This is a genomic window from Rhodococcus sp. As11 (assembly GCF_048957735.1).
Taxonomy (GTDB): Bacteria; Actinomycetota; Actinomycetes; order Mycobacteriales; family Mycobacteriaceae; genus Rhodococcus; species Rhodococcus gordoniae.
Genome location: NZ_JARDJE010000009.1, coordinates 127,821 through 146,393 on the forward strand (window position 1 = coordinate 127,821; position 18,573 = coordinate 146,393).

15 protein-coding genes are annotated in these 18,573 nt (G+C 66.4%); 7 read left to right on the top strand and 8 right to left on the bottom strand.

Features of this window, described 5'->3' with window-relative positions:
- Positions 1–19: 19 nt before the first annotated feature.
- The 8 genes from PV766_RS14165 to rpmH form a co-directional block, all read right to left on the bottom strand.
- Entirely contained in the window at positions 20–1,237 is a 1,218-nt protein-coding gene (locus PV766_RS14165; protein ID WP_242496594.1) for a ParB/RepB/Spo0J family partition protein, read from the bottom strand.
- Positions 1,234–2,205, bottom strand: coding sequence for a ParA family protein (locus PV766_RS14170; RefSeq protein WP_064064242.1), 972 nt, complete (start codon positions 2,203–2,205; stop codon positions 1,234–1,236). The genes PV766_RS14165 and PV766_RS14170 overlap by 4 nt, the downstream gene beginning before the upstream one ends.
- Positions 2,206–2,811: 606 nt before the next feature.
- Positions 2,812–3,492, bottom strand: coding sequence for a 16S rRNA (guanine(527)-N(7))-methyltransferase RsmG (gene rsmG / locus PV766_RS14175; RefSeq protein WP_129975071.1), 681 nt, complete (start codon positions 3,490–3,492; stop codon positions 2,812–2,814).
- 108 nt (positions 3,493–3,600) lie between these two features.
- A complete protein-coding gene (locus PV766_RS14180; protein WP_129975069.1) occupies positions 3,601–4,149 on the bottom strand; it encodes a protein jag in 549 nt (182 codons plus the stop codon).
- A gap of 22 nt (positions 4,150–4,171) precedes the next feature.
- Positions 4,172–5,269 (bottom strand): membrane protein insertase YidC, encoded by a 1,098-nt coding sequence (gene yidC, locus PV766_RS14185; RefSeq protein ID WP_421097251.1) that lies wholly within the window; start codon positions 5,267–5,269, stop codon positions 4,172–4,174.
- A 69-nt stretch (positions 5,270–5,338) separates the two neighbouring features.
- Positions 5,339–5,629: a membrane protein insertion efficiency factor YidD gene (gene yidD / locus PV766_RS14190; protein ID WP_129975065.1), complete on the bottom strand. Its 291-nt coding sequence runs from the start codon at positions 5,627–5,629 to the stop codon at positions 5,339–5,341.
- Positions 5,626–6,021 (bottom strand): ribonuclease P protein component, encoded by a 396-nt coding sequence (gene rnpA, locus PV766_RS14195; RefSeq protein WP_084421784.1) that lies wholly within the window; start codon positions 6,019–6,021, stop codon positions 5,626–5,628. The genes yidD and rnpA overlap by 4 nt, the downstream gene beginning before the upstream one ends.
- Before the next feature lie 20 nt (positions 6,022–6,041).
- Positions 6,042–6,185, bottom strand: a complete 144-nt coding sequence (rpmH, locus tag PV766_RS14200; protein WP_006550910.1) for a 50S ribosomal protein L34 — start codon at positions 6,183–6,185, stop codon at positions 6,042–6,044.
- Positions 6,186–6,825: 640 nt separating this feature from the next.
- Between rpmH and dnaA the strand changes: the two genes are divergently transcribed.
- From dnaA to PV766_RS14235, 7 genes are all read left to right on the top strand, one after another.
- The gene (dnaA, locus tag PV766_RS14205) at positions 6,826–8,505 is read left to right on the top strand and encodes a chromosomal replication initiator protein DnaA (RefSeq protein WP_421097285.1); all 1,680 of its coding nucleotides are present in this window, start codon (positions 6,826–6,828) and stop codon (positions 8,503–8,505) included.
- A 499-nt stretch (positions 8,506–9,004) separates the two neighbouring features.
- Complete coding sequence (gene dnaN, locus PV766_RS14210; protein ID WP_026002735.1) at positions 9,005–10,189, top strand: DNA polymerase III subunit beta; 1,185 nt, start codon at positions 9,005–9,007, stop codon at positions 10,187–10,189.
- Between the two features lie 22 nt (positions 10,190–10,211).
- Positions 10,212–11,444, top strand: coding sequence for a DNA replication/repair protein RecF (gene recF, locus PV766_RS14215; RefSeq protein ID WP_421097252.1), 1,233 nt, complete (start codon positions 10,212–10,214; stop codon positions 11,442–11,444).
- Complete coding sequence (locus tag PV766_RS14220; RefSeq protein WP_064064249.1) at positions 11,441–11,995, top strand: DUF721 family protein; 555 nt, start codon at positions 11,441–11,443, stop codon at positions 11,993–11,995. Before recF ends, PV766_RS14220 begins: the two co-directional genes overlap by 4 nt.
- Positions 11,996–12,209: 214 nt before the next feature.
- Positions 12,210–14,246 (top strand): DNA topoisomerase (ATP-hydrolyzing) subunit B, encoded by a 2,037-nt coding sequence (gene gyrB, locus PV766_RS14225; RefSeq protein WP_016931521.1) that lies wholly within the window; start codon positions 12,210–12,212, stop codon positions 14,244–14,246.
- A 350-nt stretch (positions 14,247–14,596) separates the two neighbouring features.
- Positions 14,597–18,151 carry a sensor histidine kinase gene (locus PV766_RS14230; protein WP_129975061.1) on the top strand — a complete coding sequence of 1,185 codons (3,555 nt, stop codon included), beginning with the start codon at positions 14,597–14,599 and terminating at the stop codon, positions 18,149–18,151.
- The gene (locus PV766_RS14235; protein WP_006550917.1) at positions 18,148–18,564 is read left to right on the top strand and encodes a roadblock/LC7 domain-containing protein; all 417 of its coding nucleotides are present in this window, start codon (positions 18,148–18,150) and stop codon (positions 18,562–18,564) included. The genes PV766_RS14230 and PV766_RS14235 overlap by 4 nt, the downstream gene beginning before the upstream one ends.
- Positions 18,565–18,573 lie beyond the last annotated feature (9 nt).

An 18,573-nucleotide genomic window follows, 5' to 3' on the forward strand; every position in this document is an offset into this window, starting at 1 on the left:
GTCCTGCCCCGACGAGGAGTCAAGAAAGGTCGGTCTGCGACTCCATCATCTTCACGATGCGTTCGAGGTCGTCGACCGAACCGAACTCCACCACGATCTTGCCCTTGCGCTTGCCGAGACTCACGGTGACGCGCGTATCGAAGGAGTTCGACAGCCGCTCCGCGACATCCTGCAGTCCGGGCATCTGGATGGGTTTCCGGCGCTTCTGCTGCGGAGCGTCGGGGGTGTCGTTGCGGTTGGCGAGCACGACGGCTTCTTCCGTCGCACGCACGGACAGACCCTCGGCGACAATGCGTGCGGCGAGTGCTTCCTGGGCGTCGGCACCGGCCTCGAGCGCCAGCAGGGCGCGCGCATGCCCGGCCGACAGCACCCCGGCCGCCACTCGCCGTTGCACCGCGACCGGCAGCTTGAGCAAGCGGATCATGTTCGTGATGACCGGTCGCGATCGACCGAGCCGGCCGGCAAGTTCCTCGTGGGTGACCTCGAACTCCTCGAGCAACTGCTGATATGCCGCTGCCTCTTCGAGGGGGTTGAGTTGCACCCGGTGGATGTTCTCCAGCAGCGCGTCGCGCAACAGCGACTCGTCCTCGGTGTCGCGAACGATCGCGGGGATCGTGTCGAGCCCGGCTTCCTGGACGGCACGCCAGCGACGTTCGCCCATCACGAGTTGGAAGCGGTCGCCGTCGAGACGGCGGACCACGACCGGTTGCATGAGCCCGAACTCACGGATGGAGTGGACGAGCTCCGCGAGTGCTTCCTCGTCGAAGACCTGACGCGGCTGCTTCGGATTGGGTTCGATCCGGCCGATCGGGATCTCGAGGTATACCGCTCCGGCGGGGGAGGGGAGGGGTTCACTCTCGATGGTCGCTGTGGACGACTCCGCCGAGTCGTCGGACGGCCGGGCCGCCTCGTTCCGGAACACCGGTGTCGTCGGCTTGCCGTCGCCGATGATGACGTCGGCGGCGGCCGTGCCCAGACCGGACGACGGCAGGTTCAGGACCGACGACGCTGCGCGACGCGCAGCGGCCGACTTGGTGGGCTGCCCGCCCCCAGCAGGCTTCGCAGGTGCGGACGCTGCGGGCTTGGTGGACGCAGGGGCAACCGGGTCCGGCTCGGCCGGGGCGGTGGCCGTAGTGGTGGTAGCGGGGGCCGGCTTCTGCTCTGCGTCCACCGGCGGTCCGGTAGGGATGAGAGCTGCCAGACCTCGACCGAGCCCGCCCTTGCGTGTCGCGCTCATCCGTTCCCCTGATTCTCGTGTGCCCCGCGTGCCGCCAACTCGCGCCCGGCGTCGAGGTAGCTCATCGCGCCGCGCGATCCAGGATCGTAGTCGAGAACTGTCATCCCGTAACCGGGAGCTTCGGAGACTTTTACGCTACGGGGGATGACGGCACGCAGCACCGCGCTGCCGAAGTGGGCACGTACCTCTGCAGCGACCTGATCGGCCAGTTTGGTTCGCCCGTCGTACATCGTCAGGAGAACGGTCGAGACGTGCAGTTCGGGGTTGAGATGGGATTGGACGAGCTCGATGTTGCGCAGGAGCTGCCCGACGCCCTCGAGTGCGTAGTACTCGCACTGGATGGGGATGAGGACTTCCTTCGCGGCAACGAGAGCGTTGACCGTGAGCAAGCCGAGCGAGGGCGGGCAGTCGATGATCACGTAGTCGAAGTCGCGATCGCCGAGAGCTTCCTTCGTGAGGGCGTTCCGGAGACGGTTCTCTCGGGCGACCATCGAGACGAGTTCGATTTCGGCGCCCGCGAGGTCGATGGTGGCGGGGATGCAGAAGAGGCGTTCGTTGTGAGGGCTCTGTTGCACGGCCTCGGCGGCACTGATCTCCCCGAGGAGGATCTCGTAGCTCGAGGGAATGCCGGAGTAGTGCGGCACGCCCAATGCGGTGCTCGCATTGCCCTGCGGATCGAGGTCGACGACGAGAACGGAGAGACCCTGGACGGCGAGAGCGGAGGCGATATTCACCGCCGTGGTGGTCTTACCCACCCCGCCCTTCTGATTGGCGATCGTGAAGACGCGACGCTCGCGAGGCTTGGGTAGGGAGTTGGCTTCGCTCGGATGCAGGACCTGGGTGGCGCGATGAGCGGCCGCGCCGATAGGCGTGTCGATAGCGGAGAAACCGTCGAAGGGCACAGGGGAGAAGTCGTCCTCGACGCCTCCGGTTTCACGTGAAACAGCGGATTCAGATCCACCCGTCATCGAACACTCCTTACACGTAGATCCGCTCGGTTCGCACGCTACATCTTCGTCGCTTCCCGGTCCCGGCTTCGAAGCGGGCCGAGGCGCCGACGAGAGAATGCGAGCCCCTGGCCCGGAGCTGTCCCGGCTTCCCGAGCACGCGCACGCATTCTCGGTTGGTCCAGTATTCCATCCGCATTCCAGGTTCCGTCGACGACATGGCCGGGCGCCGTTTCACGTGAAACGACGCGGCGGTTGTTTCACGTGAAACACAGCGAAAGGAATCGCCATGTTTCACGTGAAACGTCGACAGCGGTCAGCGAAGGGGAGAGGACGATAGAAGGAGGAAAATGAATTGCTGTGCATTGCAACAACAGTCATGGCACTCATCTCGAAATTCATTGCGTAGAAGCACTTTCGGAAAATCCTACGCTCGCAGTCGAGCCAAACATCACAGTGACGAAACTACCTGGGGTGAATGGGTCTGGTGTGACAACGATGGAAATGGCCCTTTCATCCCGGAAAAGCACTCGAGTAGATTCCTCGAGTCGTCCCGAAAAGACAACACCCTCCCGACCCGGTGGGGGAGGGAGGGTGATGAGGGGTTGCCGAACGCTCGATCCTGCGTCAGCGCTTCTTGCGACGTCTCGCCGGACGCGGGATCCGCTCGGCCTTGACGACGAGTGTAGGAACGGGAAGAAGATCACCTCCGCACTCGAGCACCTCGAGATTGCCGGCGCCCAAGCGAGTGAGTTCGTCGCGATCCCGCTCGATCTCCTCTCGAGCGGATGAGCCCTTCAATGCCAGCATCCGTCCTCCCTCATGGACGAGGGGCAGTGACCACTTGGCGAGTTTGGCGAGGGGTGCGACTGCACGCGAGGTGACGACATCCGCACCGCCGGCTTCCTGGAGCACGCTCGGCTGCTCGGCTCGGCCGCGGACCACGAGGACATTCTCGATCCCGTTGGATTCCACGAATTCCGCCAGATAGACGGTGCGACGCAGAAGCGGCTCGACGAGAGTGACCTGGAGGTCGGGACGGGCGAGCGCGAGAGGAATACCCGGCAGGCCGGCGCCACTGCCCACGTCGACGACCGTCTCACCCTCCTGGATGAGTTCACCCACCACAGCGCAATTGAGAATGTGCCGCTCCCACAGGCGCGGTACCTCGCGCGGCCCGATGAGTCCCCGCTCGACACCCGCCGTCGACAACGACTGGTGGTATCGCTCGGCAAGGTCGATTCGATCCCCGAACACCTGCTGTGCGATCGCCGACAGTTCCGCCTCGTGCTGTTCCACGTGAAACATCCTTTCCTGTGGACCCACCCGAGACAACATCGGGGCCCACAGCATCGATACGAAAAACGAAGAGGGACCCTGGCGACGCAGAGTCCCTCTTCGGTCGGCGCGGCCGACTCAATCCTTGACGATCACCACACGGCGGTTCGGCTCCGCACCCTCGCTCTCGCTGGACACACCGTCGATCTTCGCCACGGCGTCGTGCACGATCTTGCGCTCGAACGGCGTCATCGGCTCCAGCTCTTCACGCTTACCGGACTCGAGCACGCGCTTCGCGGCCGACGCACCCAGCGAGGACAGTTCGTTACGTTTACCCGCGCGCCACCCCGCGATATCGAGCATGAGCTTGCTGCGCTCACCCGTCGCCTGCTGCACGGCGAGGCGGGTGAGTTCCTGGAGAGCGTCGAGAACCTCACCGTTGCGACCCACCAGCTTGGTGAGATCCTTGCCGCCATCGATACTCACGACAGCGCGGTCGCCCTCGACGTCGAGGTCGATGTCGCCGTCGAAATCGAGAACGTCGAGCAACTGCTCCAGGTAGTCGCCGGCGATTTCGCCTTCCTCGATGAGGTAATCGTCGTCATCGAGATCGGCGTCCGCCGCGGGGTCGCTCTCCTCGGGTGCCACCGCGAGGTCCTCTTCCACCTTGTCCAGGTCACTGGCCATGTTCAGCTCTCTTCTACTTCGGTCAGCGCCGCTTGCGCTTGGAGTTCTTGGGGCGGCTGCCCGGCTTGGGAGCGGTCGCACCGGGCTTCGGAGCCGATGCTGCCGTGTCCGCGTCACCCGCGGAGTCCTTCTGCAGCGACACTTCGCCGGTCTCGTCGACCGGGGCGTCACCGGCATCGGACACTGCCGCTGCGGCCGTGCCCTTCTTCTTGGACTTGTCTGGTCGGGCACCCGGCTTCGGTGCGTTCTCGTTCCGGCGTGCCAGGGCGGCAGCCTTCTTCTCCTCTTCCTCCTTGTCGATACGTCGGAAGACGAGGTGCTGCTGTCCGTAGGTCCAGATGTTGTTACTGACCCAGTAGAGGATGACGGCGATCGGGAGGAACGGGCCACCGACGAGCACACCCAGCGGGAAGACGTACAGGGCCAACTTGTTCATGATCGCGGCCTGCGGATTCGCGGCGGCCTGAGCACTCTGGCGGGCGACGGAGGCGCGCGCATTGAAGTGCGTGGCGATACCGGCGACGACCATCAACGGCACTGCGACGGCGGCGATCTCCCAGCGCGTCGGAATGCCGCCGAACGGCGCGAAGGCTTCGAGCGACGCCATCGGCTGCGTGATCCACGACGAGATCGGAGCACCGAACAGACGGGCACTCAGGAAGGACTGGACGTCTTCCGGGCTGAACGCGTAGTTGCCGAGCTGCGCGTTCTGTTCGGGGCTCAGACCGAGCTGGCCGACACCCGTGCCGGTGCGGTTGAACGAACGCAGCACGTGGAACAGGCCGATGAAGACAGGAACCTGGAGCAGGACGGGCAGGCATCCCATCAGAGGATTGAAGCCGTGCTCCTTCTGGAGCTTCTGCATCTCCAGCGCCTGGCGCTGCCGATCCTTCGAGTACTTCTTCTGGAGCGCCTTGATCTGCGGCTGCAGTTCCTGCATCTGACGCGTCGTGCGGACCTGCTTCACGAACGGCTTGTAGAGGATCGCACGCAGCGTGAACACGAGGAACACCACCGACAGCGCCCATGCCCAGCCGCTGTCGGGCGCCAGCACGAACGAGAACACTTTGTGCCAGACCCACAGGATCCAGGACACGGGATAGTAGATGAAGTCGAGCACGGCTCTATGTACTCCTCTGGTCGTCCATGATCGCCACGAAGAGGCGTCGGTCTCGGGTCTCGGCTCCGGTCAGGTACCCACTGGGGACGACCGAGGTTTCCGTTCGGGTACCGGATCCCACCCACCAGGGTGCCAGGGGCCGCACTTGAGCAGTCTCACCGATGCCAGGACCGAACCGACGACGACACCCCGCGTGCGCAGCGCCTCCACGGCGTACTCGCTACAGGTCGGGGTGAAGCGGCAGGTCGGCATCCGCGTGGGCGACACATAGGTGCGATAGAGCTCGATGCAGAAGATCAGTGCCCGGGCCGGGGCGGACCGCAGCGATCGCCACCACGACCTCGGCTCCGCCTCGTTCATGCGCGGGCACTCCCACTCGGGACCGGAGCAGCGGGGTCGAGCAGCCCGAGGCGAGCGAGACCCGATCGCACCTGCTTGTCGAGTTCGCGGGATTCCGCGGTGGCGGCGCCGGGTAGCGCGCGCAACACGATGTCGGTCTCGGAGGGCAGAGCCTCGACGAGGCCTGCACAGATATGACGAAGCCGGCGTGCGACTCGATGTCGAATCACCGCCGGCCCGACAGCCTTGCTCACGACCAGTCCGAAACGCGGACCGCCGACACTCACCAAGGACTCGGTGCGATCGCGTTCGAGAACGTGAACGACCAGATCCCGCCGCCCCTGACGACGCCCTCGGCGGACGGTGTCCGAGAAGTCCGAGTGGCGCCGCAGTCGATACGGCTCAGGTAACACCCCGAGCTCCGGTTAGGGAATCAGGCGGTGAGAGAAGCGCGGCCCTTACGGCGACGCGCCGAAACGATTGCGCGACCCGCACGGGTCCGCATCCGGAGACGGAAGCCGTGAACGCGCGCGCGGCGTCGGTTGTTCGGCTGGAACGTCCGCTTGCCCTTGGCCACGGTCGACACTCCTCGATAATTCTGCGACGGCACGGGTGAGCGCCGTCGTTCCAACGTGTACGTGAATTCGCAGGATCCGATTGCCCGGAAGAGCAGGACGAACCCATCACCTCAGTATGAGTGACTGTTCGAGGCTACTCGGACGCGGGCGCGAAATCAAACCGCGACCATCACCGGCAATCAACGCGACACGCCGGACGCGTCGACGAAAACTACACCCCGAGAAGGTATGTGATCCAGGGCACAGCTCGGGTACGCTGTGGGCCATGTCTTCGACGGCGCATCGCGACTACCTGTGCAGTCCCGCGTCACGCTCCGTTCGACGACGATGTGCCGGCCGGTGACGGCCCGCTGCCCCGCGCCTGCACGGGCGCCCTCGCGCAGCTTCTCCGGGCGCATTCGCGGCGTACGAGCCCGGATCGCATCGCACCGTGTGTCACACTGATCCCCGCAGACCGCCCGGGCCCACGAACCCGCTGAGCGAATACACAACCTCCCATCCACATATCCACCGGGTGATTCCCCCGGTTGTCCACACCTGTGGATAATCGTGTGGAAAACCGGTGATCAAAGGGAGGGAAGCTGCGTGAGCGACGAGCCGAACGCGCTGGCCGATGTGTGGACGGACGTCGTATCCGAGCTGACCATCGACGACGGATTGTTGACGAAGAGCCAGAAGGCATGGCTCGCGCTCGTCAAACCGATCACGCTCGCACAGGGATTCGCCCTGCTCTCGGTGCCTTCCACGCTCGCCCAGCAGTCGATCGAACGCGATCTGCGCGAACCCATCCTCCGCACCCTCAACCGGCACCTCGGCCACCGGGTCGAGGGTCTCGGTGTGCGCGTCGAGCCGCGGGAACGTGTGGATGATCCTGCCGAGGATCCCTACGCCGAACCTCGCGACACACTGCCCCTCGAAGGCCTGCCGGTCGATGCACAGCCTGTGAATCCGCGCACCGCGGAGACACGCAGCCGTGATCTGCGCCGGGAGGCTCCGATACCCCGCGATGCCGGCGGTCCGCGCGACGGGGCGATGCCTCGGGACGGCGCCGTGTCCAGGGACGGCGTCGGACCGAGGGACGGGGAATTCACGCGCGACGGCATGCTTCCCGGTGAAGGTGCCGCCTATCGGCGACGCCTGATCTCCTCGCGTGAGCACGACATGCTCGAGGCCGACCACGGCGAACTCGAGGAGGTCGACGACGACCGGGAGGCGATGACCGCCGTGCGCGAGTCGTGGCCGTCCTACTTCACCCAGCCCCCACCGCCCGAGACGCCGCCCATGGGCAGCAGCAGCCTCAACGCGAAGTACACCTTCGACACCTTCGTGATCGGTGCGTCGAACAGGTTCGCGCACGCCGCAGCGGTGGCGATCGCCGAAGCACCGGCACGGGCCTACAACCCGCTCTTCATCTGGGGTGCGTCGGGCCTGGGCAAGACGCATCTGCTGCACGCCGCCGGCCACTATGCCCAGCGGCTCTTCCCGGGGATGCGGGTGAAGTACGTCTCCACCGAGGAGTTCACGAACGACTTCATCAACAGCCTCCGCGACGACCGCAAGGTCGCGTTCAAGCGGCGCTACCGCGAGACCGACATCCTGCTCGTCGACGACATCCAGTTCATCGAGGGCAAGGAAGGTATCCAGGAGGAGTTCTTCCACACTTTCAACACCCTCCACAACGCCAACAAGCAGATCGTCGTCTCGTCCGATCGCCCGCCCAAGCAGCTCGCGACGCTCGAGGAACGACTGCGGACCCGGTTCGAGTGGGGCCTGATCACCGACGTCCAGCCGCCGGAACTCGAGACGCGCATCGCGATCCTGTCGAAGAAGGCGCGCATGGACGGCCTGAACGTGCCGCACGACGTGCTCGAGCTGATCGCGAGCCGGATCGAACGCAACATCCGCGAACTCGAGGGTGCCCTGATCCGCGTGACGGCCTTCGCGTCGCTCAACAGGCAACCACTCGATCTCACCCTCGCCGAGGTGGTGCTGCGGGATCTGATGCCGGACTCGTCCGCGCTCGAGATCAACGCAGCCACGATCATGGCCGTGACCGCGGAGTACTTCGGCACGTCGATCGACGACCTGTGCGGCCCCGGGAAGGCACGCCCGCTCGCGCAGGCACGCCAGATCTCGATGTATCTGTGCCGCGAGCTCACCGATCTGTCGTTGCCGAAGATCGGGCAGACCTTCGGTCGCGACCACACCACGGTCATGTACGCGGACAAGAAGATTCGCAAGGAGATGACCGAGCGTCGCAAGGTCTACGACCAGGTGCAGGAGCTCACCGCGCGCATCAAGCAGCGGTCCAAGCGCTGATCCTCGAGCCTCGAGTATCCATCCACAGGGAGCGTCCACAGGGCGCTCCCTGTCCCGTATCTCGAGAAATTTCGGCTTCCCACACCTGTGGACAAGGGTGTGCAGAACGTGGGATCTTTGTGGACGAACGGTGGACAAAGGATGAACAGTCTCGAGGAATCCACATTCATCCTCGAGAACTCCTCGAGTTCATCCTCGAGTTCGTACCCCTCGAGAACATCGCCCACCAGCCTAGACGGTCGTTCGTCCACAGATTCCACAGGCCCTATTACTACTTCTGTGAGTTCTCTTCAGAAATCTTCTTTCAAAACAGGTGTGTGGAGAGCTTCGGTCCACAGGCCCTCGAGTGAGGGTCACGCCTCGAGCCTCCCGGCTTTCCAAGCAGCGACGGAAGGCATAACGTGGACCCGCATCCCCCGGCTCCGCCTCATCGGTGTCGGGGTTCTGTGACAGACTTCGTAGACTTGTCGAGACCACGATCGAAGGGATCCACCGGGCGATGGAGCTGGGAAGTATGAAGTTTCGTGTGCCTCGCGAGGACTTCGCCGATTCCGTTGCATGGGTTGCCCGAAGCCTTCCGTCGCGACCCCCCGTTCCGGTTCTGGGCGGTGTCCTGCTCGGTGCCGACGAACGCGGGCTGACGGTCTCTGGCTTCGATTACGAGGTATCCGCGCAGGTCCACGTCTCGGCCGAGGTCATCACTCCGGGCCGGGTGCTGGTGTCCGGCAAACTGCTCGCCGACATCACCCGCGCGTTGCCTCACAAGCCTGTGGATGTCGTGCTCGACGGCACCCGCGTGCTCATCACGTGCGGTAGCGCCAAGTTCTCACTTCCCACCATGCCTGTGGAGGACTACCCGCAGCTGCCCGAGCTCCCGCAGCAGACCGGTGCGCTGTCCGGCGATCTGTTCGCCGAGGCCATCAGCCAGGTCGCCGTCGCAGCCGGCAAGGACGACACGCTCCCCATGCTCACGGGCATCCGGGTGGAGATCGAGGGCACCGACATGGTGCTCGCGGCCACCGACCGGTTCCGTCTCGCGGTGCGGAAGCTCGAGTGGATGCCCACCGCGGAATCCACGAGTTCGGCCGTGCTCGTACCCGCCAAGACCCTCTCCGAGGCCGCGAAAACCGTTGGCGGGTCCTCGAACTCCCCGGTCCAGCTGGCTCTCGGCAGCGGGTCGTCGGTGGGTGCCGAGGGTCTGCTCGGCATCGTCGCCGAAGGTCGCCGCACCACGACGCGCCTGCTCGACGCCGAATTCCCCAAGTTCCGCCAGTTGCTCCCCAACGAGCACACCGCGATGGCGACCGTCGAGATCGCACCGCTCGTCGACGCGATCAAGCGCGTGGCGCTGGTCGCCGAGCGCGGCGCGCAGGTCCGACTCGAGTTCACGGAGGGTAGCGTGCTGCTCTCGGCTGGTGGCGACGACGCGGGCCGGGCCGAGGAATCCCATCCCGCCGAGTTCTTCGGGGAGCCGCTGATCATCGCGTTCAACCCGGGCTACCTGCTCGACGGACTGACGTCGCTGCACACCGACAAGGTCTCGTTCGGGTTCACCACCTCGAGTCGGCCCGCCGTGCTGCGCCCCGCGCTCGACGAGGAACCCGTGCCGGACTCGTCGGGCACCTTCGCCGCTCCGGACAGCGATTACACCTATCTGCTGATGCCGGTGCGCCTGCCGGGCTGACCGGCCCCGAGACTGGACCCCCGTGTACGTTCGCACCTTCTCGCTGCGCGACTTCCGTTCGTGGAGAACGGTTTCCGTCGACCTCACTCCGGGGGCGACGGTCTTCGTCGGGCGCAACGGACACGGGAAGACCAATCTGCTCGAGGCCCTCGGATATCTGTCGACGCTGTCGTCGCACCGGGTGTCCTCCGACGGTCCGTTGCTGCGGGCCGGCGCATCACGGGCGTTCGCCGGGGCTCTGGTCGTCAACAACGGCCGTGAACTCGGCATCGACATCGAGATCAACGAGGGCAAGCAGAACCGGGCGCGGATCAACCAGTCGCCGGCCCGCCGGCCCCGTGAGATCCTCGGCATCCTCCGCACGGTGCTCTTCGCACCGGAGGATCTCTCCCTCGTCCGCGGCGACCCGGGCGATCGCCGCCGGTTCCTCGACGAACTGCTCAGCACGCGATTCCCGCGGATGAGTGGGGTCCGCGCCGACTACGACAAGGTGTTGCGCCAGCGGTCCGCGCTGCTCAAGACGGCGGGTGGGGCGCTGCGGCGGGGAAACCGCTCCGACGACGGGGCGAGCGCTCTGGCCACCCTCGACGTGTGGGACGGCCACCTCGCGGCCCACGGGGCCGAACTGCTCGCGGCGCGCATCGCGTTGCTGCACGAACTGGCCCCGCATGTATCCGAAGCGTACCGATCGATCGCACCCGAGTCGCGTCCGGCGAGTCTGTGCTACCGCAGCAGCCTCGGTGACGCGCTGCCACCGGAGTTCTCCGATCCGGCCCGGATGCCTGCACGGGACGATCGCGAGTTTCTCGAGACCGTCTTCCTCCACCGGCTCGCGGAGATGCGGTCCAGGGAGATCGAACGCGGAGTCTGCCTCGTCGGACCGCACCGCGACGATCTCGAGCTGATGCTCGGCGCCGAGCCGGCGAAAGGTTATGCGAGCCACGGCGAATCGTGGTCGTTCGCGCTCGCGTTACGGCTCGGGGCGTTCGCCCTGCTGCGCACCGACGGCACCGATCCGGTTCTCATGCTCGACGACGTCTTCGCCGAACTCGATCGTCGCCGGCGGTCCGCGCTCGCCGAGGTCGCCACGACGGCCGAGCAGGTGCTGATCACGGCGGCCGTGCCGGAGGACGTGCCCGCCGAGTTGAACGGTGCCCGGTTCCCCGTCCACGTCGAGGACACCGGAGAAGGTCGTATCTCTGTGCTGGGATCGGTGCAACGGGAGACGGACCGGATCACCGGGGAGGTCGGATGAACGACGAACGGACAGGTGCCGAGGGCGGTTCGAACGAGCCGGAGCTGAAGGGCATCGACCTGGCCCGTCGCGCGCTCGAGGAGGCTCGGGCCGCCGCGAAGGCGAGCGGCAAGGCCGTCGGACAGGGACGCGCGTCGCGGGGCCGGCTGCGCCCGAAACGCCGGCGTCGCGGCTGGTCGGGGCCCGGACCGGACGACCGCGACCCCCAGCCGCTCGGTGCCCTCGCGCAGTCGCTGTCCAAGCAGCGGGGGTGGTCGACGCACGTGTCCGAAGGCACCGTCATGGGGAGCTGGGCCCGGGTCGTGGGTGACGACATCGCGAGCCATGCCCAGCCGACCACACTGCGCGACGGAATCCTGCACGTCTCGGCCGAGTCGACGGCCTGGGCGACGCAGTTGAGGATGATGCAATCGCAGATCCTCGCGAAGATCGCCGCGGCCGTGGGGCACGGAGTGGTGAAGGAACTGCGGATCACCGGCCCGACGGCTCCCAGCTGGCGGAAGGGTGAACGTCACATCCGCGGCCGCGGACCACGCGACACCTACGGGTGATTCCCGGATCGCTCGCGGCCCGTACACGGGGCGAAAATCCGGGTGCCTAGGAAATCACGTCGTCCCGCTCGCGAAGGGGCGGCTACGGGGACGTCAGCGGTGCGGATGCCCGCATTCGTGTCGACCCCGGTGCAGGGCCTGAGGGCACGTAGGATGGACAGGAATGCGTCGCGCGCGTGCGCGGGGCCGATCGGAGAAGGAGAGCTACCCACCCGTGGCTGCCCAGAAGTCGAACAACAACAAGAATGAGTACGGTGCGTCGTCCATCACCGTCCTCGAGGGTCTCGAGGCGGTGCGCAAGCGCCCCGGCATGTACATCGGTTCCACCGGAGAGCGTGGTCTGCACCACCTGATCTGGGAGGTCGTCGACAACTCGGTCGACGAGGCCATGGCCGGTTACGCGTCGAAGGTGGAGGTCACCCTCCTCGCCGATGGTGGCGTCCAGGTCGTCGACGACGGCCGCGGTATTCCCGTCGGTATGCACGCGTCCGGTGTCCCTACCGTCGAGGTCGTCCTCACCCAGCTCCACGCCGGCGGCAAGTTCGACTCCGACGCCTACGCCGTCTCCGGCGGTCTGCACGGTGTCGGTATCTCCGTGGTGAACGCCCTGTCCACAATCCTCGAGGTCGAGATCGACAACGACGGGTACCACTGGGAGCAGACGTACACCGCCTCGAAGCCGGGCGAGCTGGTCAGAGGAGAGGCCACCAAGCGCACGGGTACCACCGTCCGGTTCTGGCCCGACCCCGAGATCTTCGAGACCACGACGTTCAACTTCGAGACCGTCGCGCGTCGCCTGCAGGAGATGGCGTTCCTCAACAAGGGATTGACCATCACCCTCACCGACGAGCGGGTCGCACCCGAAGAGGTCACCGAGGAAGACGTCCCCGACACCGCGGACGCCCCCAAGACCGCGGAGGACCAGGCCGTCGAGGCCGCCGAACCCGAGGTCCACAAGGTCAAGGTCCGCACGTACCACTACCCCGGTGGTCTCGAGGACTACGTGCGGCACATCAATCGCACGAAGACGCCCATCCACAACTCGGTCGTCGGGTTCACGGCCAAGGGCACCGGCCACGAACTCGAGGTCGCGATGCAGTGGAACTCGGGTTACTCCGAGTCCGTCCACACTTTCGCCAACACCATCAACACCCACGAGGGCGGCACGCACGAGGAAGGCTTCCGCGCGGCGCTGACCACCGTCGTCAACCGCTACGCGAAGGACAAGAAGCTCCTCAAGGAGAAGGACCCCAACCTCACGGGCGACGACATCCGCGAGGGCCTGGCAGCGATCATCTCCGTCAAGGTCGCCGAGCCGCAGTTCGAGGGCCAGACCAAGACCAAGCTCGGCAACACCGAGGTGAAGTCGTTCGTGCAGAAGGCGTGCAACGAGCACATCTCGCACTGGTTCGAGGCCAATCCGGCCGACGCGAAGACGATCGTCACCAAGGCCGTGTCGTCGGCGCACGCACGTGTCGCCGCCCGAAAGGCCCGCGAGCTCGTCCGCCGCAAGAGCGCGACGGACATCGGTGGTCTGCCCGGCAAGCTGGCCGACTGCCGGTCGAAGGATCCGAGCAAGTGCGAGATCTACATCGTGGAGGGCGACTCCGCAGGGGGGTCCGCCAAGTCGGGTCGCGACTCGATGTACCAGGCGATCCTTCCGTTGCGCGGCAAGATCATCAACGTCGAGAAGGCCCGTATCGACAAGGTGCTCAAGAACGCCGAGGTCCAGTCGATCATCACGGCGTTCGGTACCGGCATCCACGAAGAGTTCGACATCGCGAAGCTGCGCTATCACAAGATCGTCCTGATGGCCGACGCCGACGTCGACGGTCAGCACATCGCGACGCTGCTGCTCACGCTGCTGTTCCGTTTCATGCGCCCGCTGGTCGAGGAAGGTCACGTCTTCCTGGCGCAGCCGCCGCTGTACAAGCTCAAGTGGCAGCGCAGCGAGCCGGAGTTCGCGTACTCGGACCGTGAGCGCGACGCCCTGCTCGAGGCGGGTCTCGCCGCGGGCAAGAAGATCAACAAGGACGACGGTATCCAGCGTTACAAGGGTCTCGGTGAGATGAACGCCAAGGAACTGTGGGAGACCACGATGGATCCGAGCGTCCGCGTCCTGCGTCAGGTGACCCTCGACGACGCCGCCGCGGCCGACGAGTTGTTCAGCGTCCTCATGGGCGAGGACGTCGCGGCACGACGGAGCTTCATCACCCGTAACGCGAAGGATGTCCGCTTCCTCGACGTCTGATCACGGCCGGCAGCGCCGGAGAACTGCATGCGAATCCCCGCTGTGTCGTACATCACGGCGGGGATTCGCATGTCGTGCGCCCGGAAGTGGGAAGGGCCGTTAGCCTTCTTCGTTACTCGTGAGTACACTCCTATCGGCCATCTGTACGTGTGGCTGCCGACGAGGGGGCCGGGGCAGCGCGGGGGTACGGGAAGAACTCACTCTTCCGTATCCGCTGTATGTCCCGATATGGTGCCCTCACCCGAAACGTCTCGTTCGACTGCACTCGATCGAAAGCGCGCTCATCGGAGTGCAGTGCCGACTGGTGTTCGTCGCCCGGCGCGGACGGGGTGGAAGGAGAGCTGTGATCCATGAGTGACAAGTCGCCGCCCCAGCAGCGGTGGTGGAACATCGAGGGGTGGGGTCTTCGCAGGAAGGTCACCGCCGTTCTCGCTGTCCCCGTGACCGTGGCAATGGTCCTCGGTGGTCTTCGGGTCGAGAACGAGCTCAGCAACGCCGTCCACTTCTCGTCCGCAGCCGATCAGGTCGCAGCCGTGCCGGACATCGTGGATTTCTCGACGGCGTTCGCCACCGCCACCGCGGGTGCCGCGGCCGGAACGGCGACCCCCGAGGAAATGGCGGCTCTCGGTGACGCTTTCGGCACGATCGCCTCGGTCACGGAGAACCCCGAACTCGATCCCGCGGTGACCGCCGACCTCAGCCGCACCGCCGCCACGGCCCAGTCGCTCTACACGAAGATGCAGGCCGGTCCGGTGCCGATCCAAGAGATCGGTGCCGTCACGAGCGAGGTGCGCGACAGCCTCAACCGTATCGTCGAGGCCATCCTCGGCGAGGTCGACGATCGCGAGATCCTCGGCTACGGCGACCAGCTGATCAACGCGTGGTACTCCCAGCGCTACCTCTTCGGTCAGGTACTCGGTCTGCTCCAGCTCCTCGGCGACCCCACTCAGCCCGGCACCGCCCTGGTGTCGGCGTCCGGCGCCGAACTCGCGATGCTCGATCTGCTCGCCCGCTCCTACCCGATGGCCGATGCTCAGATCGCCGAACTCCGTGCCGGCGTCCAGGAGCGTGCCGACATGGTCGACGCGGCCGGCTCGGATCCGCTCCCGATCCTCAACCTCCGCGCGTCGTTGCTCAACAGTGTCGACATCTACGGCACCATCATCGAAGAAGCGTCGAACCAGGTCAGCACCACCATTCAGGAACGCGCGGCGCAAACCCGCTCGGCCGCGCTCCGCGATACCGCGATCGTGCTCGCGGCCCTGCTCGCGGCACTCGTGCTCGCACTGCTCGTGTCGCGTTCGCTCGTCGGACCGATCCGTCGTCTGCGCTACGGCACCCTGAAGGTGGCGCGGCAGGAGCTTCCCGAGGCGATCGACCGAATCAAGGTCGGCGACAACATCGAGGACATCGAGTTCACCCGCGTCCCGGTGCACACCACCGAGGAGATCGGGCAGCTCGCTCGCGCGGTCGACGACATGCACGGGCAGGCTCTGCGCCTCGCCGGCGAGCAGGCCCACCTGCGTCTGCAGATCAGCGACATGTTCGAGACGCTCGCGCGTCGGTCGAAGTCGCTCGTGGAGCAGCAACTCGGTCTCATCGAACGACTCGAGTACGAGGAGAAGGACCCCGCTCGACTCGAGAGCCTGTTCCGTCTCGACCACCTCGCCGCGCGTATGCGTCGTAACGGCGACAACCTGCTGATTCTCTCCGGTACGCGCATGCGTCGCGGTCACTCCGCGCCCGTTCAGCTCGGCGACATCCTGCGCGCCGCGATGTCGGAGGTCGAGGATTACCAGCGCGTGCAGATCGGCTCGACGCCCGACGGTGCTCTCAGTGGCGCGGTCGCGACCGACATCGTGCACCTCCTGGCCGAGCTGGTCGACAACTCGTTGCGTGCGTCACCGCCCGACAGCAACGTCACCTTCAGCTTCGCGCGTGCCGTCGACGGCGGTCTGCTCGTCGAGATCGCCGACCGCGGTATCGGTATCCCGGCCGACGAACTCGAGGTCATCAACCAGCGTCTCGCCAAGGGCGGCGAGGTCGGTCCGGACACCGCACGCCACATGGGTCTGTTCGTGGTGTCGCGACTCGCCGAGCGGCACGGTCTCACCGTGCGTCTGCGCCCGACCTTCGACACCGCACGCAACCCGGGTATCACCGCGAGCGTCCACATCCCGGACGTGCTGCTGGTGTCCCCGCTTGCGTTGTCGCACACCGGTCCTCAGCCCCCTCTCGAACTGGAGCCGGAGGAGTACTCGGCACCGCAGGCGATCTCGGCGCCCGTCGCACGGCAGGGTCTTCCCGAGGCCGCGAACGACGATGTCCGGGCCGGCGAGTCCGACGACGCGTACGCGAAAGCCGGCTACGCGAACGACAGTTACGCGAGCGATGTCGACGAAACTCCTTCCGCTGCGCGGGACACGGCGCCGTCCTACCAGGACGAGCGCCGGGACGAGTTGCAACGCGAATCGGGACGGAACGAGTTCACCCCGCCTCCGTCGTCACTTCCGGCACCCTCGCTGCGCGACTCTCGAGCACCCTCGTCCGACGACCGGACACCGTCGGCCTCGCGTGAGTTCGGGCCGTCGGGTCTTCCGCAACGTCGCCCCGGCGGAACTCCGGGTCTGCCCACTCGTCAGCCGGGTGGGACTCCGGGTCTGCCGACTCCGCCCAGGTCACCGCAGCCGCGCCGGATCGAACCGGATGCCGCAGCAGCGTTCGCGTCGTCCCTGCCCCCGCGCGGTCCTCGCCGCGGACCGGAGGAGACCAACGGGCACTCGACCGACGGTCGCAATGGTGAGGGACACAACGGTTCCACTCCGCGGCCCGACGCCGATCCCGCTCGTCGTGAAGGACTTTCGGGTCTTCCGCAGCGTCGCCCCGGTGCCACGCCGGGTCTGCCGCCGACGAATTCCGCGCCCGCACGCGACAGCCGGCAGGATCAGTCGCAGGCATGGGACTCGCAGCAGTCCCTGCCGGTCCGCGAGCCGCAGCAGGACTCGGCACATCGTGCGCCCGCCCCGCAGCAGCGCCCCGCTTCCCCCGGTCTTCCGCAGCGTCGTCCGGGCGCGACTCCCGGGCTTCCGGGACGGGCTTCCGGATCGTCCCCCTCGGTTCCGCAGAACCGGCCGCAGCAGCCGATGGCGGGTCCGCTCGCGGGTGGCGAATCCACGGATCGGACGGAGGCACCGAGCCGTTCCGACCTGCCGCAGCGCGCGCCGGCCCCGGATGCGGGCCGTCGTCAGTCGGAACTCTTCCAGGGTCTTCCGCAGCGGCGTCCGGGAAGCGCGCCCGGTCTGCCGCGCCGTCAGCCGGGCAGCACTCCGGGGCTTCCGCAGCGACCCGCTGCGGCGACCAACGGTGCCGGATTCGATTCGGCCGCAGGGGCGTCCGGGCCCAGTATCGCCGACGGTGGTTCCGTGTCGCCGCGCAGCGACGCGCAGCAGGCGGCCCGGCACCGCTACCGGACCAACTCGGCGAAGACGGCGTCGTTCTTCCAGCCACGGTCCGACCTGGCGTCGGCCCGTCCGCAGCCGGCCAACACTCCGATCTTCACCACGATGATGTCGGATTGGCTCGTCGACCCGACGAGCCTTCCGGAGGATCGCAGGAAGCGGGAATGGCACTCCGCCGCGGACGCGGGTTGGGAAGCAGCTCAGCGTGCTTCGGAAGCCCCCGTGGAGGAGCACACCACCGCGGGTCTTCCGCGGCGTGCCCCCGGCGAACGCCTGGTGCCGGGTGCCGTACGGGCGCCGGCAACGGGTGAACTGCCGAGGACCATTCGACGTCGAGACCCGGAAGCCATCCGGGCCAACTTGAGCCGCCATCAGCAGGGTGTCCGCGACGGACGCGCCTCGGCGAATACCAGCAATCGCGAGAACGACGAACAGGGAGTTCGATGAATATTGATCATGGATCCGACGCAGCTCGTCCATTGGACTGGTTGGTTTCCAACTTCGCGCGCGAAGTCCCGGGTGTCTCGCATGCCGTACTCGTGTCCGCCGACGGCCTTCTCATGGCCGCCAGCGCCCACCTCCCGGTGGATCGTGCCGAGCAGCTCGCTGCGGTGACCTCGGGCCTGGCGAGTCTGTCCAACGGTGTGTCGCAGCTGTTCGACGGGGGAGGTGTGCTGCAGTCCGTCGTGGAGATGCAGCACGGCTACCTGTTGCTGATGAGTGTCGGCGACGGCTCCCACCTTGCGGCTCTGACGGCCTCCGAGTGCGACATCGGACAGGTCGGTTACGAGATGGCGCTCTTGGTCGATCGAGTGGGTGCTTCGGTCGAAGCCACGCCGCGGGTCGGTCTAGGGTCCTGACGTCGAGGT